This is a genomic window from Fervidobacterium islandicum, from assembly GCF_000767275.3.
GTDB classification, from domain to species: Bacteria; Thermotogota; Thermotogae; order Thermotogales; family Fervidobacteriaceae; genus Fervidobacterium; species Fervidobacterium islandicum.
Window position 1 is genome coordinate 687,938 of the sequence record NZ_CP014334.2, and the last position, 22,154, is coordinate 710,091.

A 22,154-nucleotide genomic window follows, 5' to 3' on the forward strand; every position below is an offset into this window, starting at 1 on the left:
TGTGAATACAATGGGGGCAGAAACAATAATACTTAAGCTTGATTCTGAAAGAAACAAAAAATTAGATGAGATAATCTCCAGGACGAAAGAAATTTTATCGCAGGTACGAAAGATAAAACTTTATCTACTTGCAGGTTTTTATGGTTTTTATCTTAGCGAACGCAGAGTTTCAAATGGTGATAAAGTAGACGTTTCACGTGGTGAATTCCTTGAAAAAGATGAGTACAAGGACTTCCAAAAATACATTGCCGCAATATATGAACTGACTTCTAAGAACGATGCAGAGGGCAGTGAGAAGAAATCATCGAAGGATATGTATGCTGTTTTCGAAGAATTTGTGAACACAGGTGTTGATGAACTATATAACCTGCTTCAAAATTGCAAAAGCTCAGAGGAATTCCTCGAGGAATTAGAGCTTCGAATTCAGGAAGCATATGAGAGTCTCGGGTTTGAATCCTTAGAACAGGAGGAAATAGACTATGGAAATGAGTAAGTTCGAATCGGATTTCTATAAAGCCCTTGAGGATCTATTCATTGGTGCTCAAATTGAGGGTAAATCAGGATACATCAACCTCATGAAATTCAAAAGCGCATATTACAACAATGTCGTTAAACCAAAACTTGCTGATCTAATAACTCAGGAACTTGAAACTAAAGGCATAGAAGATTTCAGAGAAGAACTGTTCGAGAAACTATATACTTTCTTCAAACGATACTTTTCTGAAAGTGGGTCGATCTACTTTACATACACTTCTTGGAGTGAGAAGATATATGAACGCATATATGATCCAGAAAACGATGTTGCGCTTTTTTGGAAGACACGAATGCTTTATTACGTTAAAACAGAAAAAAGATATCAGAGCATGGAAGTAAAAATCAAAGGGATTAACGGTACTGATATTGTATTCTGGTTCGATGTCAGTAACCTGGAGCACAAAAAGGCTAATGAGAAAAAAGAGATGAACTTCACATTCAAGGGAATAGATGAAAAAGGCAGAATAGTACTTGAAGGTTACTACAAAGAGGGTAATAAGCAAACAAATGTTGAGGACATAGTCAGGCAGGTAAGAGCACAATCTAAGCAGATTCAGTCACATGAGATTGCAGAGATGCTTGAGAGAGTAACTACGGATGATGTGGAGAAGGCTATAAGCATATTTAATAAGCAATCTGAAGTGGATTATTTCATAAACAAGGATGCAGAAAAGTTCCTCAAAGAACAACTTGATATGTTTGTATATCAATACATGTTTGATTCAGAGAATATTTGGACACCGAAAAGAGTAATGGAAATACAAACATTTAAGCATGTAGCGGGGAAAATAATTGAATTTATAGCTCAATTCGAAAATGAGTTAGTAAAGATTTGGAACAAGCCTAAGTTTGTCTTCAACAGTAACTATGTTATCACAATAGATAGACTCCCCAATGAAATCATTAACAAAATTGCGAATCACCCGAACTTAGGGCTGCAAGTAAAAGAATGGGTCGAACTTGGCATCGTAGAAGAAGGATTTACGTTTGGAGATGTTCTGAACACGGATCTTTTCGAAACAAAGAACAAAAAGTACAAATATTTGCCTATAGATACAAGATACTTTAAAGACTTAGAACCTGAAATTCTATCCCTTTTTGATAATTTAGACGAAGCTCTTGACGGAATACTCATTCGCAGTGAGAACTACCAAGCACTGAAAACAATTTTGCCGAAGTTCAAAGAAAAAGTTCAAACAATATATATTGATCCTCCATTTAACAAAGAACAAGATGCTGATTACTTGTATAACGTTAAATACAAAGACGCCACATGGGCTTCCATGCTTGAGAACAGGTTAACGTTAGCTCGCGAGTTTTTAAAGGATAGTGGTAGTATTTTTGTAAGATGTGATTACAACGGTAATTGGATAGTACGGGGAGTGATGAACGAGATTTTTGAAGCAAAAAACTTTAGAAATGAGATAACAGTTAGAAGATTTAAGAAAAATGTTATGGAAAACAATGTTAAAAAGCTACCCGAAGGGTTAGATACGATCTTTTTATATGCTGTAAGTAGCGCATTTTCATTTGTGAACCCATATAAATTAAGATCCGAAAAGAGGCAAGGTTTCTGGAGACACATGGGAGACTCATCTGGTCAAGGCACACCTAAAGTATTTTTTGGAAAACACCTTTCTCCACCGGAAGGTAAACACTGGAAGTTTTCTCAAGAGAGAATAGATCAAATGATAAGTGAAGGAAAATTGATTCTGGAATGCAGAAATTGTGGTTATATCCACGATAAAACGAAAGGGTTGTGGAATGGTTGTCCGCAATGTGGTTCTGACGTCCCAGTTCCTAAGTATTGGGTGGAGGAAGAAATCAAAGAAGTTTTGGATTCGAATTGGACGGATATTTATGGTTACTCAACATCTTGGGGTTTCCCTACCGAAAACTCTGAAATTCTCTTAAAGCGTGTTATTGAATCCACGTCCAATGAAGGTGACCTCGTAATGGACTTCTTCCTTGGTTCTGGAACAACAATAGCGGTTGCCCACAAGCTTAAGAGAAAGTGGATAGGAATAGAAATGGGAGAGCATTTCTATACGGTTATACTACCAAGAATAAAGAAGGTATTAGCATACGATAAGTCCGGTATTTCGAAAGAACAGGATGTTAAGGATAAGTATAACGAAAAGAATGCAGGTGGATTTTTCAAATATTACGAACTCGAACAATATGAGGACGTGCTAAGAAATACAAAATACGAGCACGCTGATATATACTTGCGACCTTCAGCTGGAAAAGATGAATTTAGCGAGTATATCTTCATGAGAGCACCTAAATTTGTGGAAGATGTTGTTAAAAAAGAAAACAACGAATTTAAGATATCTTTTGAAAAGCTGTATCCGGAGAAAAGCATTGACATTGCCGAGACTTTATCAAATGTTTTAGGCGAGAAAATAATCAAGATTTCAGAGAATTACGTTGTTTTAGAGAAAACAGGCAGGATAGATTTCGATAAAATCCCTGTAGAGTACATAAGCAACTTGATATGGTGGTGATTATATGCCAGCTTCAGTGACAAGAAGAAAAACAAGGAATAGAAACGACGAGGTAAAAATAACACCTTTACTTAGAGAATTCATAGACGAATACGCACCAAGCTATGAAGAACTTCCAAGAGAGTGGAAAGATATAGACATTGAAGGTTTCTCTAAAGAGAAAAGGCTTTGGGATTTCCAAGTGGAAGCAATAGAATTCGCAATTCGTGCACTGTATTATTACTATGCAGTCAAAGATGCCGACAAATTGTCTTTTTGGGAAGAGTTCAAAGATTATTGTTTAGAAAGGTATGACTTAGACGTTGATGAATTGTTGAGTATTAAAGTCTCAGATAGTGAAATCTTTAGTATCCTAAGCAGCTTCTTCTACAGCGTTGAGGACAGGATATCATTTGGAAACTTCTGCAACAGAATGGGATTTTGGATGGCAACTGGCAGTGGTAAGACGCTATTGATAGTAAAACTAATTGACATCTTGGCAACATACATGGAACGTGGACTAATGCCAAAAAAGGACATTCTATTCCTGACCTATAGGGATGACCTGATTGAACAATTTGAGAGACACTTCACAGAATACAAATTTAGCACCGGTAAGACACCTAAGCTATTTGAATTAAAGGACTTCGGTAAAGCAAAAGAATTAAACGACTTTCTGGTTTTTCCAGTTTTCTACTATCGCTCGAATAACATTAAAGACAGACAAGGGGACAAAACCCTTGACTTTAAGGACTACGACAACCACGGGAATTGGTACATCATACTTGACGAAGCTCACAAAGGTGATAAGGAATCCAGCAAAAGCCAGCAGTACTTTTCGATATTGTCAAGAAATGGATTTCTTTTCAACTTCTCTGCTACGTTTACTGACATCCGCGATATTTTAATGACAGTGTATGAATTCAACCTTAGTTCATACATTCGAGAGGGCTATGGAAAAGTTTTGAGAATATTCGATGAAAACATTAAATTGTCTGCTAAGATTTCTAAAGACAGCAAAGACTTCACCATAGAAGAGAAAGAAATTATTTTTCTAAAAATACTCATACTTTTAGCATACCTAAAAAAGAAGTCACGAGAATTAAGGTCCAACGAAGAACTAATGGTTGAGTATCATTCGCCCCTTGCCGTGTTCCTCGGAAACTCAGTAAACGTTGAGGATTCAGATGTTAAACTAATATTTGAAAGGTTGAGGTTTTTGTCCTCAATAGAAGGTTTTGAAAACTACCTCAATGGAAAGCCTTTCCTCGAGGCGAAAGAGTCGTTAATCAACTCAATCCCAAATCATCCATTTGATGATGAAGAAGACCCGAGGTTTAACAAGAACGAACTCTCCGAGGTAACACCCGGTGATGTACTGCGAGAAGTTTTTAACGCAGAAGCTCCCGGAGAGATTGAAATGATTACATCCACTTCAGGAAAAGAATTTGCCATCAAGCTGATGACAAGCGACAAGCCATTTGCTCTTGTCAAAGTTGGTGAAGCCAAGAAACTTGTTGACACGCTCGTCCAAGAGTTTGGCCTAAGGATTCAGGAGCGTTTTGAAAACACTGAGTACTTTGCAACCTTGGACGAACATGAGTATATAAACATATTAATAGGTTCAAGGGCATTCTACGAAGGTTGGGATTCAAACAGGCCAAATGTTATTGTGTTTGTCAATATAGGAACAGGGGAGGATGCTAAAAAATTTGTGCTCCAATCAATAGGAAGGGGATTGAGAATCCAACCAACAAAAAATGGCGACAGAAAAAGATTGGAAATGGACAAGAAGTTCAGAAGGTACATTAACATAATAAAACCGATAGAAACACTTTATGTTTGGGGAACCAAAAAGGATGTAATACAGAAAATTCTTGAAGGTGTTAAGACGCTTAAAGAAAGCTCTGGAACTGAGGTAAGATTGTACAAAAATGAACGTAGAATTGCTAACAACCGGGTATTCATACCCGTATTCGTAAAGGTGCCTACAGATCTCGATTTTGACGCAATACAACGGTTTCATCCAATACAAATCTCTGAAAGCGACTACATAGATGCGAGAAACGTTGTTATGAATATGTCAGACGAAATGCTTTACTTTATGTTCTTCTTGAAGAGCAAGAGTGCTGCTAAAAAAATAGAACTGCTGAGAGAAATATTTGACGAAGCAAACAAAATAAGATTCTTTATCATCGAAAGGAACACGAACAAACATATTGGATGGTACAACACAATTCGTACGGTTGTCAAAGCTATTGAAAGAGAGTTTGGTTACAAATACGAGCTGACGTTGTCTTCAGAAGATGAAGAGTACATTCAGCACTACAAAAGGATCGTAATTAGACTTCCAGAGAAGAAAGTAGAAAGAGTAAGTGAGTCAATAAAAGAAGTATACTTTGGCCCAAAAAGACAATCATTTGTACCTGTAGTTATGGAGGATAGTATGGATTTACTAATAAGGTTCATACAAGAGCATTACTACATCCCAGTTTTAGAAGCCTTGAATAGAGAAGCTTTAGCTGGTAAGATACTGGACATTATCAAAGAGAGAAGTGAGATTAATTTTATCGATGACCTCATGTCCGTTTCCGATAGGTTTGAGGTAGATTGGTGGCTATTCAGCAAGATAGTGGAGAAAAAGGATAAAGTTTTCGTTCCTTATCGCACTAAGGAAGGCGAAGAGGCTTATTTCTACCCAGATTTCATTTTCTGGTTTAGAAAAGGAAGTAAGTACCTTGTTGTTTTTGTCGATCCAAAAGGGACAGAGCATACTGATGCTGAAAGAAAGATAGATGGATTCGAAGAACTCTTCGTTGAAAATAGTGTTCCCAAGAAGTTCAAAGCAGAAGGGTATGAAGTTAAAGTCAAGCTGTATCTTTATAAATCAGACCAAAACATAGAAACGCCGAGGAAATATGCTGATTACTGGCTCAACAGCATTGATGATCTCGTGAACCGTGTCAATCAGGAATTTCAAAGCAACTGGTAGTATTCTTTAGAATTGCACAAAAATTCAAACCCCCCCAACTCTCGGGGGATTTTTTACCATGACTTTTCCACTGTGAACTTATAGATTATCTTTCCATACTCATCGGTTTCAGATTCAAGGTCGTACTTTTCGATATCACTTAGGATTTCGAATAGTGTATTCTTGAAGACTTGATATTAAAAAATTGCGCAAAATAAGGAGATATAAAAGAAACGCGAATTCAAATCACAAATTGCCGAAATCAAACCGCGCCACCGGGTAGTGGCATGGTTGTTATTGACCAATATTGTGAGTTATTTGCTCAACAATGTCTTTGCTTCTTCCAACGTCGGAACTTTTCCACTTAGAACAACTTTTCCATCGATGGCTACTGCTGGTGTCGCAACTACTCCTCTTGAGATTATCTCGTTAATGTCGTCTACTTTTTCAACTGTTGCATCGACGCCGAGTTCTGCAATTGCCATTTCCATGATTTTTACGGTCTGTTTGCATTTTGGACATCCCGAACCAAGTACTTCTACCTTCTTCACCATTTTTGAATCCCTCCTGTTTTGATAGTGATTTATGCCAATAGCCCGTAAATCATTCCAAACAGTGTTGAGAAGAGAATGACTAAGCCAAAGTATGTGAATGCCTTCTTCTTACCAAGAAGCCGAGTAATCACTATCATACTCGGTAGGCTCAAAGAATTGCCAGCCATAAGTAGTGCAAGCGTAGGACCTTTTGCCATGCCAAGTTGTGTAAGGGCCTGAACAATCGGAACTTCTGTAAGTGTTGCAAAGTACATAACTGCTCCTATAACTGAAGCAAAAAATGTCGAAACTACGTTATTTTTCCCAAGTAATAAGATTACTACATTCTGCGGCAGAAGTTTCGTTATTATCCCAGCAAGGAAGACACCAACGAATAGATATGGGGAGATCTTTTTTGCAAAATCCCATGTTTCAGCAATCCACGATTTTGTTTCTTTTCTTTCAAATCCGAAGAATGCCATACCTAAAACCGATATTCCAAGTACTCCTAAACCTGCGTTTTTAATCGTTTGGTCTATCTTAAGTCCACTTAGCACAAGGAAGAAAAGTTGAAGAACGAAGAATACGAAGGCTTTTCCATTGCTTGTGCTTGCTTCCGTTGTCTGCACGAATCCTCCGCTGCCTTTTCCTTTGTATATAGCTTCCATGACAAGGCCTATTAGTATTGACGCAGTTATTGTTGCAACCATTCTTGCAATTCCAAGGTTCCAACCAAGAACGCGCGCAGTTAAGAATATCGCTGCAATGTTAATCGCTGGACCTGCGAAAAGGAAGGTTGTGGCAGGACCGATTCCAGCACCTTTTTTGTATATGCCACCGAAGATTGGAAGTATTGTACAAGAGCAAACTGCAAGAATTGCACCACTAATTGCAGCTAAAGGATATGATATGATTCTTTTTGCATCAGGGCCAAGGAATTTCAGTATGGCATCCTTTTTCAGCATCACAGAAATAGTTCCTGCAATGAAAAAAGCAGGAACAAGGCATAACAAAACGTGCTGCCTTGCGTACTCATTGAGCATCTTGAAACCATTCAGGATGCTCTGCTGGACTATCTCTGAGTCAAACGGAACAAAGTAAAATAACAAGAATACAGCAACAATTAAAACGAAGAGTTTTATTTCGCTCAATCCGAATGCACCTCCTGCTTTTGTTCGGCTTTTAGTAAATCCAACAGTTTGTAAAGAAAGTCGTTTTCCGGTAAGCTATAATACACCGTAGCACCTATTTTCTCAGATTCAATGAGTCCACTTAACCTCAATATGCTCAGATGTTGGGAAAGATTTGGTTGACTGATTCTGATTCTTGGTAGCATCTCGCATACGCACAGTCTTTGATGTTCTCTTAGTAAAAGAAGTATCTGCAATCTAACAGGGTGTCCTAATATTTTGAACATTTCCGCGTACTCGCTAAGTTTGTCCATCTCTTCACCACCTTCCTTAACACTTTCTAATTTCATTATATAAGAATATTCGAATATGTCAATATAGAACTTGAAAGAAAACCGGGCGTCTCTGGAGCCCGGATAGTAGGATGCAATTAGTTCATCTTTTTATAAGTATCATCGTTATATCGTCTTCTTGCAGTCCTGAGGCGCGCTGTGACATTGTTTTTAGGTAGATTTTAGATGGATTATCATCAGAGGAAAGTAAGTTCAGTAAGCCTTCTGTGCCTAACATTCCTGTTTTTGTTTTCATTTCAGTGAGTCCGTCTGTGAACAAAAGTAGGTTCCCACTGGACAAATCATGGGTGTTTATCACCGTTGAATCGTATTCTTCTGATAAACCAAGTCCAACTGGGACAACATTCTTTGTGTCCAGTACGATTTTCTTCGTTACATTAACGGGAGATGGATGTCCCATGTTGATAAAGTGAAAAATTTCTTCATTCAGTTGGCCAATGATACCTGTAAGGTAAATATTTTGAAGGTCAAACTTTTTGAGTTCGTTCTCCAACAAAAATGGTAGTCCGTTAAGTTGTGGATCGAATGCTATTATTTGGTCCAAAATAGTGCGAATGAGCATACTGACAAGTGCGGCGGCAATTCCATGTCCGCTGATATCAATGATACCAATCCATGGAGGATTGTAGTAAATCATATCACCGCCAAGTCCGCTTGAAGGGCGATAAAAGAAGTCAATGTTATCGGTACTCTTTGGAACAAAACTTTCTTGAACCTTTATTGCAACTGCCATGTCTGCGTCTATTTTCTCGGCATCGGTGAATAGTTCGATAGCACCTATAACCTTGTTTTCAACCTTTATTGGCAAGCCTTCCACGGAGAACGGTCGTCTTTTCCCAGACTTTGTAAGTCCATAGACTGCAAAAGGTACCTGAACAGGGATTCCGTTTTTGATAGATTGGTACAAAGGGCACAATTCTGTAGAACACACAGGAATACCGCTTCTATCGACATGATTTAAAACCTGCTGAGCGCACGGTTTACCAATCACCTCAGAAGCCTCGTAACCTGTTAGTTTTGTGGCCTGCTTATTCCAATAAACAATTCGTCTCTCTGTGTCCACAACATATGCTGGGATTTCTATTTCGTCGATGAAATCAATTACTTTTGCGTTTCGTAGGTACTCGATAAGTTCTGAAGAAACCATAGCACCACCACCTATACTTTTCAGTTAAGCTATTCTATAACTGAGATGAGATTGTTTAACCATTCTTTATACAGTGCTTCGTCGAGTAGTTGTTTCTCATCAGGGACTTGGTCAATTAAATGGACTTGGTCATCGCTTGGTGAGTGTTCAACGATTACTTTTGATAAAGGCATAACTATGTAACTTCTCGTGTTGGGAAGGACCTTCCAAAATTCATCTGTGTAAAATGAAAGGTTTGAGAGAATGCTATCTCTTGCACTTTCGGTTGTTAATATTTTGGCAGTTCCGTTCGAAGCTACAAAAGCAAGCAGCGTCTTGTGAGGCGTGTAGAAGCACGAGCTGTCCACAAGAAAATAAACCTTCGCATGAATCCTATCTTGGTCGGGTTCGATAGGGAGCTGTTCCTTTTCAACCTGGCGATATTTGTGGCGTGTTAACAATTTGGGATAAAGATTTGTTGGTTTATCTATGAGCTTTGAAATAATCGCTGAAGGAATGGTGTTGTCGCCGTCATAAGCGTAGCGCAAATCGAAGATTACTTTTTGTATTTCGTTTGATAGTTCTTTGAATATGTTTTCAACAACTTTCATATCTTCCCTTTTTGAAATGCTAAACGTGTTGATCCTCACAACTTTGCACTGTTCAAAGTCGTACAACTCCACAGGGGCGATATGCATAGACTCTTGGAATTCTTTAAAAGAAATGGCTTTTATGTAGGACGTACGCTGGGCAATGGAACCGGGAAGCTGGTACTTGATTTGCAAAGTACTCGCATCGATTATTTTGGGATAGTACGGCAGTAGTTTGTCGACAAATGAGTATTTTTGCTGGAAGTCATCGAGTGTTGGATACAGGCCTTTGTATTTTTCTAATATATCGTCGATAGGGAAACCGTTTATAGCTAATATAACCGAACCGACAGGTATTTCACATTTACTCATCGATACAAAAACTTTTTCGTTGATGTACTTGAATCTCAAAGGCAACACTTTATCCGTAGATTTTAGAGGGACTTCCAAACGCGTCACGTCGTCTTCCAAGAGTGAGAGCATTGGATAAACTGAAAGTGCAAATTCATACGCCGTCTGTCGTCTGTTGATTAATATTTTGGAACTGTTGATTTTTTCTATGGTATTTAGGTCAACAAGGTCAACATGTCTGTCTTTAAGCCATTCTTTGATTACTTCTAAATCTACTTGCAGACCGTACGGCGAGTATCTAAAGTGCTCATATGCATAGATTGCAAATCCACCTATTACAAATACAGCAATTATGAAAATAACTGTGAAATTAAAACCTTTCATTCTCATCCCCACCTCCAATTTGAGACACTCAATTTTATTATACTACTTTCTCAGTAATTGGGTGCAACTGTCCGCGGCTGGTTGGATTGAAAAATGTATTGTGGAGAGTATAATCTTTATAGAGTGCTTGTATTGGGGGCGTTGATATATGAGAAGCTGCACTTTTTTGAGAAGTTTTGTCTTTATTATATTCTTTTACCTATTCGTGTCAGCTAATGTCAATATATCCTTTGCTCAAGCATACGCTGAGTCTAACGAGAAATTCGAAATAAAGCATGAGCTATTTCAAATAGCAAGTTCTGTTGGTTCTCAAATGCCCTTGTTTTCATTAGGTATCCTCTCTTTTGCTTTTGATGAGCCTATTAACGGAGCTTTCCCAAGATCTGATTTTCTTAATGCGCTGAACAATATGAATATTTTCCATTTCGCCGTGCTTTCGGTAGCTGTTGCGGGCTTAGTGCTTCCATTTGACAGTTATACCGCGCTGGCAGTTCTCGAAAGTTTCGTTGTGAGCGCGGCCATTACTGGTGTCGTTAAGTTTCTTGTAGGACGTGCAAGGCCGTATGTTTCTGACAGCCCGTACACTTTTAAGTTCTTTTCCACAGACGAGGCTTACCAATCTTTTCCTTCAGGACACAGTGCACTCAGCTGGGCGATATTTACACCCGTTGCAAAGAAATTTGGTGAGTTCTGGTACAGTATCCCAACGCTGTTTGCGTTGCAAAGACTTTGGTCAAATAATCATTGGTTTTCGGATGTTTATTACGGAAGTCTTATTGGATACACGACAGGTGTTGTCTTTTACGATTCTAAAAGCCAATGATTGGACTAATTGATGGACTGCTGTTATCTTAATGGGGGGATTGCTTTGTTCATATACGAATACGATAAGACGGTACCATTTAATCTGAAAGTTGAAAGAACTGAAAAATACGACCTTTTATCGTACGATACAGTCTACGAGCCTGATATTCCAGAATCAAAGCGTATCTACACATATCGGTTCCATTCAGAAAGTCCGTGGGCAAAGTTGATATTCTTGCACGGGATAGGAAACGGGCATGTACCTTATCTGATGTGGTTTGGTGAATATTTTGCCTCAAGAGGTATTGAGACATTCTTTATGATTCATCCTTACCATATGCAACGCGCAAAACCTGATTGGAACGGTGGCGAGCCGTTTTTCCACCATTCTCCAGCCCACTGCATTGTCAGGTTCCATCAAGCAATTAAAGACGTCCGACGAACTCTTGATTTGATAGAAACGTTTGAGGAAGTAGCGAACCTTCCGACTGGGATTATGGGGTTCAGCTTTGGCGGCATGATAACAGCGATGAGTTTGGCTTTGGATAAGCGTCTGGAGGCTGGAATTATAGCGTTCTCAGGTGGGGACTGGCGCTGGATAAATTGGTATTCACCGTACGTTGAACCAGTTAGAGAGGGCTACAAGAAGTACAGCAATGAGTGGGGCTGTAAGGATGAGGCAAAGTGTGTTGAGTTGAGGAGTGCAAGCAGGAAGAAAGTCCACGCATTGAAAAGTATAGAGGAGATATTCTCGCTTACACCTACGTGCTTCCACTACGACCCCATATCGTATGCGAAGTTTATTAATCAGCCAGTTCTAATGTTCACCGGTGTGTTCGATAAGGTTATACCTCATCAAGCATCCAACGGATTTTACAGATTGCTACCGAATGCTAAAAAAATTCCTGTACCATCAGGGCACAAGTCGTCTTATTTGTTTAGAAGATTCATTGGTAAGGCAAGCGAGAAGTTCCTAAAGGAGCATTTGGTCGAAAAGAGAACTCAAAACCTCAGCTCAAAAGCTATTTAAGGATGTCTTGGCAAACGTTGATAGTGTCTCATGGATAGCCCTTCAATCGTAGTCCTAGAAGAAACCAAAGTTTGCTGAGGATAACAACGGTTATGATTAGAATGACAAGTACAGCAACAAGCACACTCCCGCGTCTGAACTTTAAATTCGTGTCTGAGGAAGTAGATTTCCTTAACTTCATGGAATTTTCCCCCATCCACAGAAATGTTGCACAGCCCCCAATGTTAGTATATCACAAAATACGAAAAATCCCCTGACCTTAGGCCAGGGGATTTTTCTGGTAGAGTTATGATTATTCTCTAAAGAACGTCAGATATGCGATAAAGAGGATTGCGAGCATCCATGTGAACCAGTGGACTTCTTTGCGCTTTCCAGAGAGCGTTTTGACGATAGGATATGTTATTATTCCAAGGGCAATACCGTTTGCAATCGAGTACGTGAACGGAATCATCGTAAGTGTGACAAACGCAGGAACCGCATCGGTTATATCATCCCATTTGATGTTCAAAAGGCTCTTAACCATGAGGACGCCGACGAATATGAGAGCTGGGGCTGTTGCTGCTGCTGGTACGGTCAGTGCAAGTGGCGAGAAGAACAACATGGCAAGCATGAGTAAGGCAACGACAACAGCGGTTAAGCCAGTCCTTCCTCCAACTGCAATACCTGTGCTACTTTCAATGTAAGTTGTAACTGTCGAAGTTCCAAAAAGAGCTCCTACAACGGTTCCTATTGCGTCTGCAAGATACGCCCTTGTTCCTCTCTCGAGCTCGCCGTTCTTCTTTGTGAATCCAGTACCTTCAGCAAGTCCAGTTAGAGTTCCCAATGTGTCAAAAAAGTCAACGAAGAAGAAGGTTCCAACAACAACCCAGAAAGTGCCCGAAAGCAGCGTCTGTGCATCAAATCTAAGTTTGAGGAATGTTGGAGATATATCGGGTATTTTGCCTATTATTCCTTGATAGTGAGTAACATTGAAGAGAGGAGTTGCACCAATTATCGTTGTGAAAATGATACCAAGAAGAATAGAGCCTGGAACATTCAAGGCGAACAGAACAACGGTTATAAAGAATCCTACGATGGCAAGTAATGTGTCTGGTCTGTTCAGATGACCGAGCGTTACAGCCGTTACCGGATCGGCCATGACAATCCCAGCATTTTTCATACCTATCAAAGCGATGAACAGTCCAATACCTGCACCAGTTGCCGCTTTCACTGGTTGTGGAACTGCTTTTGCAACGAACGCTCTGGCACCTGTTACCGTTAGGAAGACAAATATGAGACCTTCGATGAAAACCGCGGTTAAAGCTAACTGCCAAGGAATGCCGAGCTTCAAACACACTGTGTAGGTAAAGTAGGCATTGAGCCCCATACCAGGTGCAAGTGCGAATGGGTAATTTGCAAACAATCCCATGATGAGCGTTGCAATGGCACCGCCAGCTATCGTTGCGACCATAAATGCACCGTAGTATGTGTTGTAAAGAGCTTGGTCGAGAACTTTTCCAGTTTGGTCAAATATGCCTGGGATAGCTTGGACAAGGATGGATGGGTTGACAAAAACGATATAAGCCATCGTCAGGAACGTGGTAATACCTGCCACGATCTCTCTTCGGACCGTGGAACCTACCTGTGAAATACCGAAGTACCTGTCGACACTTTCCATGCTCTTTCCCCCCACGCTAAGATTTTGGGAATTCTTACTGGGAAACTTTGTTTTTCTCTCTCTTGTTTCCCAGTTTTCTTTATACTATCCTATTTCAATTTAATCTTTGTTTTGTTCTCAAACTCTACAACGACACCATCAACGATTATATGGTCGATATCAGTGCCCTCGACCATTTGGATAATTGCATCCTCAAGGTCCTTCTTTTCTTTGTTCAGCTCTTTGATTGTCTCTTTCACTCTCAAGTACCTTCTCACGAAGTTTTCGAGTGTTTGCAAAAACTGTTCTTTCTGCGCATCGTTGATAATTTCTGCCATGTTATAACACCTCACTTATTTTTTCTACAACGAATTGAACTTCTTCATCGGTTAGTTCTGGGAATATTGGTAGCGCAAGTGTCGTTTTTGATAACCTTTCTGCAACCGGGAAATCCCCTTCCTTGTAACCGTATTCGCTGAAACACTTCTGTAAATGCAGAGGAAGTGGATAATACAATGCAGTGCCGATTTCGTTCTTGGTCAAGTGTTCCTTGACCCTATCTCTTGCTTTTTCATCTTCAAATTCAACAACGTACTGGTGATAAACGTGTACTTTATAATCTTTTTCTTCCACTTTTGGATATTTCACAGGGAGTTTCTTTTCTTCAAAGAGCTTTTGATAAAGCTTTGCTATTTCTATCCTTCTTTGTGTCCATTCGTCTAAATATTTAAGTTTGATGCTGAGTATCGCCGCGTGCATGGAATCGAGTCGTGAATTGTAGCCAACCATTTCATGGTAGTACTTTCTTTTTGAACCGTGCTGTCGCAGCATCCTTGCACGTTCAGCTAATTCGTCATCGTTTGTTACTATCGCACCTGCGTCGCCATAAGCACCAAGGTTTTTCGTTGGGAAGAAAGAAAAAATACCAATATCACCAAATGTTCCTGATTTTTTGACGATATTGCCGATTTTGCCTTCGCTTCCTATCGATTGCGCGGCATCCTCCAATATTTTAACACCAAACCTCTGTTTGAGAAAGTCCATTTTTTCAAAATCAACTGTTCGGCCGAATAAATGAACGGGTATAACAACCTTCACTTTTTCTTTCTTTAGCACGCTTTCAACTTGATCAAGGTTAATATTGTATGTGTCGGGTTCTACATCTACGAATATGGGAACACCACCGTTCCTGACGATACAAGAAGCCGTGGCGAAGAAGGTGTACGGTGTGGTTACGACCTTTTCACCTTTCTCTATTCCAATGGCATGGAGAGAGATAACTAATGCATCGCTTCCGTTTGCTACTCCGATAGCGTGCTTAACATTTAAATATTCAGCGAGTTCTTTTTCAAATTTTTCTACAGCAGGGCCAAGTATAACTCTTCCGTCTGATAGAACTTGGTCCAGAGCCTCTAAGACTTCGCTTCTAATTTTCTGGTACTGTCTTGTCAAATCAAAGAGAGGAATCATATGAACGACCTCCTACATAAAAATATGGTATAAATAATTTAGCTTAAAAAAATTGAGGGCAGGACAACTTATGTCACCTTGGCTTTTAAGCCATTTTGGGAGTCTGTTGCCTGCCTTTAACCATGATAAGTTGGTTGGGCTTTCAGCCCTCGTCAGCATGGAGGATTGGTTCAGTAGGCTCCCTGCCCTCATCATTCGAAAGGAGGATTTTTCATGGATAACTTCCCTGTTTTCGTCGGCATCGATGTTTCCAAGGATAAGTTCAACGTCTGCGCTATCTCTAATCCCAGTTCCATCATCTTCGAATCTTCTTTCGATATGTCCCAGCAAGGCTTTTCCTCCTTCGCAAACAAACTCTCTGCCTTCCCAAAACAATCCATCATCATCGCTATGGAATCTACTGGCTGTTATCATCTCAACCTTCTGGCTTTCCTTTCTTCCAACGACTTTGCTTGCGCTGTTTTTAATCCTCTAACTGTTAAAAACTTTGCTTCTCTTCGAAAGACCAAAACCGACAAAATCGATGCTCGCATTATCGCTACTGCTTTGTTTTACCTACAACATCAAATTCCTTCTTCTGCTTTTGTCAACTCTGAGCTTCGTGATATTGTCAGAGCACGCGAAAACATTATCCACCGCATCGCAAAAGTTAAAGGCAATATCGAAAAACTGCTCAACGTTCTTTTCCCTGAACTCGAAAGAGTTACCAATATCTACAGTGACACTATCCTCAATCTTCTTTCTCATTTCCCTTCTGCCAAGGCTATTCAAAAGGCTCGTAATCTGGATGTGTTCTTTTCCAAAGACCGTGGCAGAAGTACAAAACTTAATGCTCAAAAACTTAAAGAACTCGCTAATAACTCGATTGCTCAATATTGGCCGATGAAAGAAAAGATTCTTGTGCAAAATATCAAAGAACTACAATTTTTACAGCAACAGCTTGAAGAATACGACAAGATGATGAAAGAATATTGCGAATGTAGTGCGATAAACCTTGATATCGAGATACTCACGTCAATACCAGGTATTGGTGAAAACAGCGCGATGCATTTCTTGGCAGAAGTTGGAGATATCTCAAGATTTAGTACATACAAAAAACTCATTGCGTATTGTGGACTCGATCCAAGTATTGCCCAATCAGGCAAAAGCAAAGTAGAAGGACACATATCGAAAAGGGGCAATGCCCACCTAAGACGAATACTATGGCTAATGGCAGTGAGTGTAGTGATTCACAACGAATATTTCCGAACATACTATGAACGAAAAAGGCAGCAAGGTATACCGTACAAAAAAGCGATAATGTCAGTAGTACACAAGTTATTGCGAACGTTGTACGCAATGTTGAGAAAGAAAGAGAAGTTCAATATTGATTATGCTATCTCACACTCAAAACAAAAATTTAATTTTGCATAGTTGACTCCTTCTAAAATTGTTATTTTACGTGCGAGTAACTTATTTTGCAGTGTTCTTCAGAAAACATTAGTCGCACAAATTCGACGTTCCTGAAATTCACATAGATGTCGTATCCTGTGTTTTCTTCAATGAACTGCAGAATGCTCTTTCCCTCACCAACTGGTTGGAAATCGGTAGGTACACGAATGAATTGTTCCATCCCTATTTTGGACTGTTTTAGCGGTTTTGCGTATAGTTTGTACGCCCCAACTTGCTTTTCAAAAGCACTTAAATACTGCTCAGCAAGGGTGTGGTTCTTCATGTTTAGATAAAGCATTCCTAAAAAGAGTTTACCTTCTGGTGTTCTTTCGAATCTTCTTACTTTGTTCAAATCAACTTGATATCCTGCGAGAAATTTCCTAGCCTCTAAAGCCAACTGACCGAACACGCACCATTCAGGAGCGATTATCGTCTCGCCACGCAAGTAAGCTTTATGGACGTTCAGACAAGTGTGATTTTGGATAGGATAATCCCTGCTGCTATCGATATACACTCCCAAAAGCACAATTAGTGAAGCAAAACCTTTTTCACGAACTGCGGCGGCCAAGCTATCTTCGCTTGCTTTCCCCAGGTACAGTTCGTAAATTAGGTTCCATATTGTTGACTTTCTTGAAAGCAGTATCAATAGTTTTTCGATCCCTTCACCTGTTCCCTTAAGTAGCTCCCTTTCGAGTAAAAGAAGTAGTGAGTAAATCTGCTCAGGATATGTCTTTAAGAACATCACGGCTTCTTGTGATATATCCTCGCCGTTGTACATCGCTGCCAGCAATGTGTTGTATTTTGCTTCGACACCAGTTGCTTGTTGAAAAGACTCTTTTGCTTTTGCTATATTTCCCTCAAGTAGCCGCGACAAACCTTCATAGATGATTTTCAAATTCATGTTCGTTGTTTTGTTCATGAAGGTCCTAAGTGTTTTGATGACGTCGTCAATGCTTGCGTCATAATCCTGGCAGTTTATGTCGTAAAGCGTTAAACTCTTCTCTTCTGATAAATGGGCTGTTGTGACAACGCTTTCTTTTAGCTTCTTAATTGTTTCCTCGTCGGTACTCGCAACTTTTTGTTTCTCAGTTTTCTTCTCTTTTAGTAAGCCTTTCTTTTTCAAATCTTTTTCAAGTTCTTCTTTGAGCTTTAATAAGTTTTTGAGTTTTTCATCTTCATTTTCAAAACCACCAGACATATTATCACCTCTTATCGCATCTTGCTATACCTATATTATTGTCGTAAGCGTTGCATGATACTGTAGTAGGTATTTCCTATTACAACATGGTCATGGACCGTTATCCCCAGAAGTTTTCCAGCTTCAATGATACGCTTTGTGATTTCTACATCGTCTTCACTTGGCGTTGGGTCACCTGATGGATGATTGTGAACAATGATTACGCCGTGTGCATTTCTTAAAATGGCTTCTCTAAAGACATCTCGTGGGTGAACTATAGACGTCGTTAACGTGCCTTTCGAGATATCTGAAGAGCCGATGATTTTTAGTTTTGAGTCAAGGAATATAACCCTCACAACTTCTTGTGGCAAATTCTGCATATCCAAGCAGTATTGAAAAACGTGCTCAGGTGAACTTAGTGACTTCTCTGTATTTCTTATTTCTTCTTTTACTAATCTCTTCGCTATCTCCAATGCCGCAAGCAGTGTTACTATTTTGACCATTCCAAGACCCTTTACTTTTTTTAAGTCTTGTATCGTTGCCCTTGATAATTTGTACAAGCTTTTTCCGTGCCGTTCATATATTTCTTTCGCAACTGTTAAGACGTCCTTGTTTTTCGTTCCTGTTCGCAAAAGTATCGCAATTAGTTCTTCAGTACCAAGAGACTGTGGGCCCTCTTTAAGTAATTTCTCCCTTGGACCGTTTTCGAGTGGCATATTTCTCTATGACCCCCCTATCAAATAGTACCTGCCACAGCTTTGGCATAGGTAACCCCACAACGTTTGTATAATCCCCCACGATTTTTTCTACAAAAACACCACCGAGTCCTTGTATACCATATGCACCAGCTTTGTCTAACGGTTCACCTGTGGAAATATAGTACGAAATTTCTGAGTCGCTTAAATTTCTGAATTTGACTTCTGTTTCTTCGAAGAATTTTATCTCTTCATTTGATATTTTAACATACACTCCCGTGAAAACCTTGTGCCAATTTCCAGAAAGTTTTCTGAGCATCCTCCATGCATCTTTTTCATTTAGAGGTTTGCCGAGTACCTCTCCCTCTAACCAGACAATCGTATCGGCCGCGATAATTGCATCGACTTGGTCAAGAGCTAATTCATTCATTTGGCTTCTTACTACTAATTTCTCAAGAACATTTCTTCCTTTCAGTTCCGCAAGGTGTATAACTACCGAGGCAGGATCGTAAACTCTGTTCTCAGGGAGATGTTCGTTAACATCAGGTTTGACTACCTCGAAAGGCAAATTGAGTAAAGACATTAGGTGAACTCTCCTTGGCGAGGAACTACCGAGTACTATCAAGGCGATACCTCCTACAATTATACGATTTAGTATGATTCAAACTTTTCGTATCAGAACTTCAAGTCATACCATATGTTTTTGATATCCGTATTGTAATCCTTAAATTTATCTTTTGAGCAGACAACACCTTTTACCTCTTTTGCAAGGCCCAGTATCAGTTCATCGGCAGGTGAGTGATAGTAGGTGCGTTTGTAATTGAAATAACTCGTTCGAAATTTATATTTTGCGTTAGCATCGAAGACCAGATAGAACGGGAAATAGGTGGGAGCCAATCTTGAAATGTGCTCCAGAAGTGAATCGATCTTGTCAGGTCCTCTCAATTCAGGTGCAAGAAGAACGTTATTTCCATCTATTATAACGGGGATATTCTGCTCCTTCGAGCTCAAAACCTTCCACACGTAAGGATGGACCTTCTTCTTTATTTCACTCTTTTCTATTGGGCTTAGGTATTCAACAAAATCTTTAACCCAAAGGTATTCTTCCAAATTTTCCGGATTAACTTTGAAAATGGCCTCCTTAACATCCTTCAAGAAATTTTCGCTTTCAACACTTTCGATGGCGTAAAGTTGAAGAAAGTTCTCTAGTTTTATCTCTTTTAGTTTTAGACGCTTTTTCGAAATGAATGCCTTGTAGTTCTCTATTCGTTCGTTTGGAAAAGGATATGCAGAAGGCTTTGCCCAAAATAGAATTTCGAAAAGTACATACCGCGATATCCTATTTTTTTCAAACTCCGCTATTTTTATCTCAATATTCTCTTGAATATTAAAAAGGCTATCAAGCAGAAATGAAAAAATAATAGGATTGATTTTTCTCAATCCTTGACTATCGGGATGTTCAAAATTGTTGATTAGCACTTCTACTTTAGCCCTATCGATATTTTTATAGTTTTTCAAAATATCTACAATAACCTTTCGCTTAATCTCTAGGCTCTTTAGTCGTTCCAAGTAAGACTGGTCGTATATATCCGTACTTCTTGAGTTTTTTGGCAACATACCACTCCCTAAAACGTCACTTGAAAAACGGGTTTAGTTCAAACAATCTCTTAATTGTAACGAGCTCACCGTGTCCTGGGCATATATACCACTCTTCGGGGAAAGATTTGAAAAGGTCTCTCAACCTTTTTATTGTTGCTGTCATTTGCTTTCTCATTGCAGCTTGTTCCGATTTATCTACATAGAGATCCACTCTACCGATGGAATTTGAAAAGACCACATCACCTGTAAAGATGACTCCATCGAAGATTACTATCCTTGACCCCGGTGTGTGCCCTGGTGCCAACACAGTTTGAAAATATTCGTCTATATTATACCACTCTACTTCAAAAGCGAAAGGTTCTGTAAAAAACACTGAAAGGTTTGATGTTGGATCCGTGAGTGCGATACTATCCTCAGGCGAAACGTACACCTTTTCAAATTCGATTTCGGGAAGTCCACTTATGTGATCGTAGTGACCATGCGTAATGATAACATCTACCCTTTCTTCTTCTCCGAGGAACTCACCAATTCCAAAACCCGGGTCAATAACATGAATTATATCGTCTAATTTGAATTTGTAAGTGTTGGTCTCGAATTCCCCAGATGTCTTTAAGATTTCGATTGATGAAACGCTGAGTTTTGTAAGGTTCATGAGGAGCCCTCCTTGTATAGTAAAAGTTCCGACTTTTAGATGAAAAACCTGTACAAAATATTTGCTGAAAATCCAGCAACTATTCCACCAATTGTGTGCGATACAATTGCTTTACTTGTGAGGTACCGGTATCCTAATGCATCCATCATGCCTACATGTGTGCTAAGATATCCGCTCCAAGTCATTCCCACAGCTGTGAAGACAGCTACGTCGCTCGGTTTGAGTAATCCGTGTTCTAAGAATTTTGGAACTAGTGCGAGTGCTGCACCTGTTGAACCAAGGCAAGTGATGGGGAATGCGATAAGCTGTGGACTATCAAATCCAAAGAGAGCCTTAATCGGCCAGTATAGTAACTTACCAAGTTTGTCAAAAAGTGCAATACCCTCGTAAGGTAAACCTTGATAGCCAACTGCCGGATTCTTTGGACCGAATGTGAGCATCATGACCAGTGTGCTTATGACAAGCACACCTGGGATTATGCCAAGGCCTATGTCAACACCTGTCTTACCGCCATCAAGCATGGCTTCAAGTAACCTTTCAAACGCGTTACCTTCGCGTACGTCCCTAAGGTGCGGAACACTCTTGTCAACATCTTTATGAACACTTCCCAAACGTCTCTTAGTCCAGAAAGAAAATAACCTAACACTCACAATGCTACCAATGATTGTAGCTATATTTCCTACTACAACCGCTGGGAGTAAATTCATGCCAGTCTTACCACCTTGTGCGATGAAAAATGTTGAAACTATCATACCCATTCCAAATGATGTTCCTAGGTTGCACAGCAACGGTTCCTGCCATTTTTCAAAATGTGAAATGAACGCTTTATCTTTCGCAAGAGCAATTATTGCGGGGTTATCCGAAAAGTAAGTCGATATTATTCCCATCGCTGCGATCCCGGGAAGACCATACAGAGGGCGCATCAGTTTGTCGAGCAACAGGTGAATCCAATGAACTATACCAAATTCATATAACAATCCAGCGAAAGCACCTGTCAGAACGGCAACGGCCATGATGAAAAAGACCGTGTTGAGCAGCAGGTCATGTGCGGTTGCCATGAGTGTTTTGAAAAAGTTCGCACTACCCATAACAGCGATAAAGCCCCAGAGGAATATGAGTACAATAGCCAAGAAAACAAAGCTTTCCAATGAAAAGATATGCTTCTTCTGCACAAGACTACCTCCCTTTAACTTTCTACTTCT

21 protein-coding genes are annotated in these 22,154 nt (G+C 39.7%); 6 read left to right on the forward strand and 15 right to left on the reverse strand.

What is annotated here, in order from left to right; genetic code table 11:
* Positions 1–10 precede the first annotated feature (10 nt).
* The 3 genes from NA23_RS03225 to NA23_RS03235 are packed head-to-tail and all read left to right on the forward strand — an operon-like array spanning position 11 to position 6,012.
* Positions 11–493, forward strand: a complete 483-nt coding sequence (locus NA23_RS03225; protein ID WP_033191126.1) for a hypothetical protein — start codon at positions 11–13, stop codon at positions 491–493.
* The gene (locus tag NA23_RS03230) at positions 480–3,041 is read left to right on the forward strand and encodes a site-specific DNA-methyltransferase (protein ID WP_236938521.1); all 2,562 of its coding nucleotides are present in this window, start codon (positions 480–482) and stop codon (positions 3,039–3,041) included. Before NA23_RS03225 ends, NA23_RS03230 begins: the two co-directional genes overlap by 14 nt.
* A gap of 4 nt (positions 3,042–3,045) precedes the next feature.
* Positions 3,046–6,012 carry a DEAD/DEAH box helicase family protein gene (locus NA23_RS03235; RefSeq protein ID WP_033191125.1) on the forward strand — a complete coding sequence of 989 codons (2,967 nt, stop codon included), beginning with the start codon at positions 3,046–3,048 and terminating at the stop codon, positions 6,010–6,012.
* A gap of 293 nt (positions 6,013–6,305) precedes the next feature.
* Here NA23_RS03235 and NA23_RS03240 read toward each other — a convergent pair whose 3' ends face one another.
* The 5 genes from NA23_RS03240 to NA23_RS03260 all read right to left on the reverse strand — a co-directional run bounded on the left by NA23_RS03240 (position 6,306) and on the right by NA23_RS03260 (position 10,458).
* On the reverse strand, positions 6,306–6,545 hold the full coding sequence (locus tag NA23_RS03240; protein ID WP_033191124.1) for a thioredoxin family protein: 240 nt from the start codon (positions 6,543–6,545) through the stop codon (positions 6,306–6,308).
* A gap of 29 nt (positions 6,546–6,574) precedes the next feature.
* Positions 6,575–7,666 carry a permease gene (locus NA23_RS03245; protein ID WP_033192425.1) on the reverse strand — a complete coding sequence of 364 codons (1,092 nt, stop codon included), beginning with the start codon at positions 7,664–7,666 and terminating at the stop codon, positions 6,575–6,577.
* Positions 7,667–7,671: 5 nt separating this feature from the next.
* Positions 7,672–8,004: an ArsR/SmtB family transcription factor gene (locus NA23_RS03250; RefSeq protein WP_249477124.1), complete on the reverse strand. Its 333-nt coding sequence runs from the start codon at positions 8,002–8,004 to the stop codon at positions 7,672–7,674.
* Between the two features lie 85 nt (positions 8,005–8,089).
* On the reverse strand, positions 8,090–9,154 hold the full coding sequence (locus NA23_RS03255) for a SpoIIE family protein phosphatase (protein WP_052107063.1): 1,065 nt from the start codon (positions 9,152–9,154) through the stop codon (positions 8,090–8,092).
* A gap of 29 nt (positions 9,155–9,183) precedes the next feature.
* Positions 9,184–10,458, reverse strand: a complete 1,275-nt coding sequence (locus tag NA23_RS03260; protein WP_033191123.1) for a S41 family peptidase — start codon at positions 10,456–10,458, stop codon at positions 9,184–9,186.
* 148 nt (positions 10,459–10,606) lie between these two features.
* Between NA23_RS03260 and NA23_RS03265 the strand changes: the two genes are divergently transcribed.
* A complete protein-coding gene (locus tag NA23_RS03265) occupies positions 10,607–11,281 on the forward strand; it encodes a phosphatase PAP2 family protein (protein ID WP_052107062.1) in 675 nt (224 codons plus the stop codon).
* Between the two features lie 45 nt (positions 11,282–11,326).
* The gene (locus NA23_RS03270) at positions 11,327–12,292 is read left to right on the forward strand and encodes an alpha/beta hydrolase family protein (RefSeq protein ID WP_052107061.1); all 966 of its coding nucleotides are present in this window, start codon (positions 11,327–11,329) and stop codon (positions 12,290–12,292) included.
* Between the two features lie 28 nt (positions 12,293–12,320).
* On the opposite strand, the gene NA23_RS03275 is transcribed toward NA23_RS03270, so the two are convergent.
* From NA23_RS03275 to NA23_RS03290, 4 genes are all read right to left on the reverse strand, one after another.
* Complete coding sequence (locus NA23_RS03275) at positions 12,321–12,473, reverse strand: hypothetical protein (protein ID WP_158510126.1); 153 nt, start codon at positions 12,471–12,473, stop codon at positions 12,321–12,323.
* A 111-nt stretch (positions 12,474–12,584) separates the two neighbouring features.
* Positions 12,585–13,949, reverse strand: coding sequence for an NCS2 family permease (locus tag NA23_RS03280; protein WP_033191122.1), 1,365 nt, complete (start codon positions 13,947–13,949; stop codon positions 12,585–12,587).
* Between the two features lie 89 nt (positions 13,950–14,038).
* A complete protein-coding gene (locus tag NA23_RS03285) occupies positions 14,039–14,266 on the reverse strand; it encodes a hypothetical protein (protein ID WP_052107060.1) in 228 nt (75 codons plus the stop codon).
* A gap of 1 nt (position 14,267) precedes the next feature.
* Entirely contained in the window at positions 14,268–15,398 is a 1,131-nt protein-coding gene (locus NA23_RS03290) for a DegT/DnrJ/EryC1/StrS family aminotransferase (RefSeq protein WP_033191121.1), read from the reverse strand.
* A gap of 213 nt (positions 15,399–15,611) precedes the next feature.
* On the opposite strand from NA23_RS03290, the gene NA23_RS03295 reads away from it, so the two are divergent.
* Positions 15,612–16,811, forward strand: coding sequence for an IS110 family RNA-guided transposase (locus NA23_RS03295; protein ID WP_236938522.1), 1,200 nt, complete (start codon positions 15,612–15,614; stop codon positions 16,809–16,811).
* A gap of 19 nt (positions 16,812–16,830) precedes the next feature.
* On the opposite strand, the gene NA23_RS03300 is transcribed toward NA23_RS03295, so the two are convergent.
* The 6 genes from NA23_RS03300 to NA23_RS03325 are packed head-to-tail and all read right to left on the reverse strand — an operon-like array spanning position 16,831 to position 22,124.
* Positions 16,831–18,027, reverse strand: coding sequence for a hypothetical protein (locus NA23_RS03300; protein WP_033191120.1), 1,197 nt, complete (start codon positions 18,025–18,027; stop codon positions 16,831–16,833).
* A 35-nt stretch (positions 18,028–18,062) separates the two neighbouring features.
* The gene (radC, locus tag NA23_RS03305) at positions 18,063–18,722 is read right to left on the reverse strand and encodes a RadC family protein (protein WP_033191119.1); all 660 of its coding nucleotides are present in this window, start codon (positions 18,720–18,722) and stop codon (positions 18,063–18,065) included.
* On the reverse strand, positions 18,685–19,326 hold the full coding sequence (locus NA23_RS03310; protein WP_033191118.1) for a Maf family protein: 642 nt from the start codon (positions 19,324–19,326) through the stop codon (positions 18,685–18,687). Before NA23_RS03310 ends, radC begins: the two co-directional genes overlap by 38 nt.
* Before the next feature lie 50 nt (positions 19,327–19,376).
* On the reverse strand, positions 19,377–20,315 hold the full coding sequence (locus NA23_RS03315; RefSeq protein WP_033191117.1) for a ribonuclease: 939 nt from the start codon (positions 20,313–20,315) through the stop codon (positions 19,377–19,379).
* Positions 20,316–20,334: 19 nt separating this feature from the next.
* Positions 20,335–20,952, reverse strand: coding sequence for an MBL fold metallo-hydrolase (locus NA23_RS03320; RefSeq protein ID WP_033191116.1), 618 nt, complete (start codon positions 20,950–20,952; stop codon positions 20,335–20,337).
* A gap of 35 nt (positions 20,953–20,987) precedes the next feature.
* Positions 20,988–22,124: a CD0519/CD1768 family membrane protein gene (locus NA23_RS03325; RefSeq protein WP_033191115.1), complete on the reverse strand. Its 1,137-nt coding sequence runs from the start codon at positions 22,122–22,124 to the stop codon at positions 20,988–20,990.
* Between the last annotated feature and the right edge of the window lie 30 nt (positions 22,125–22,154).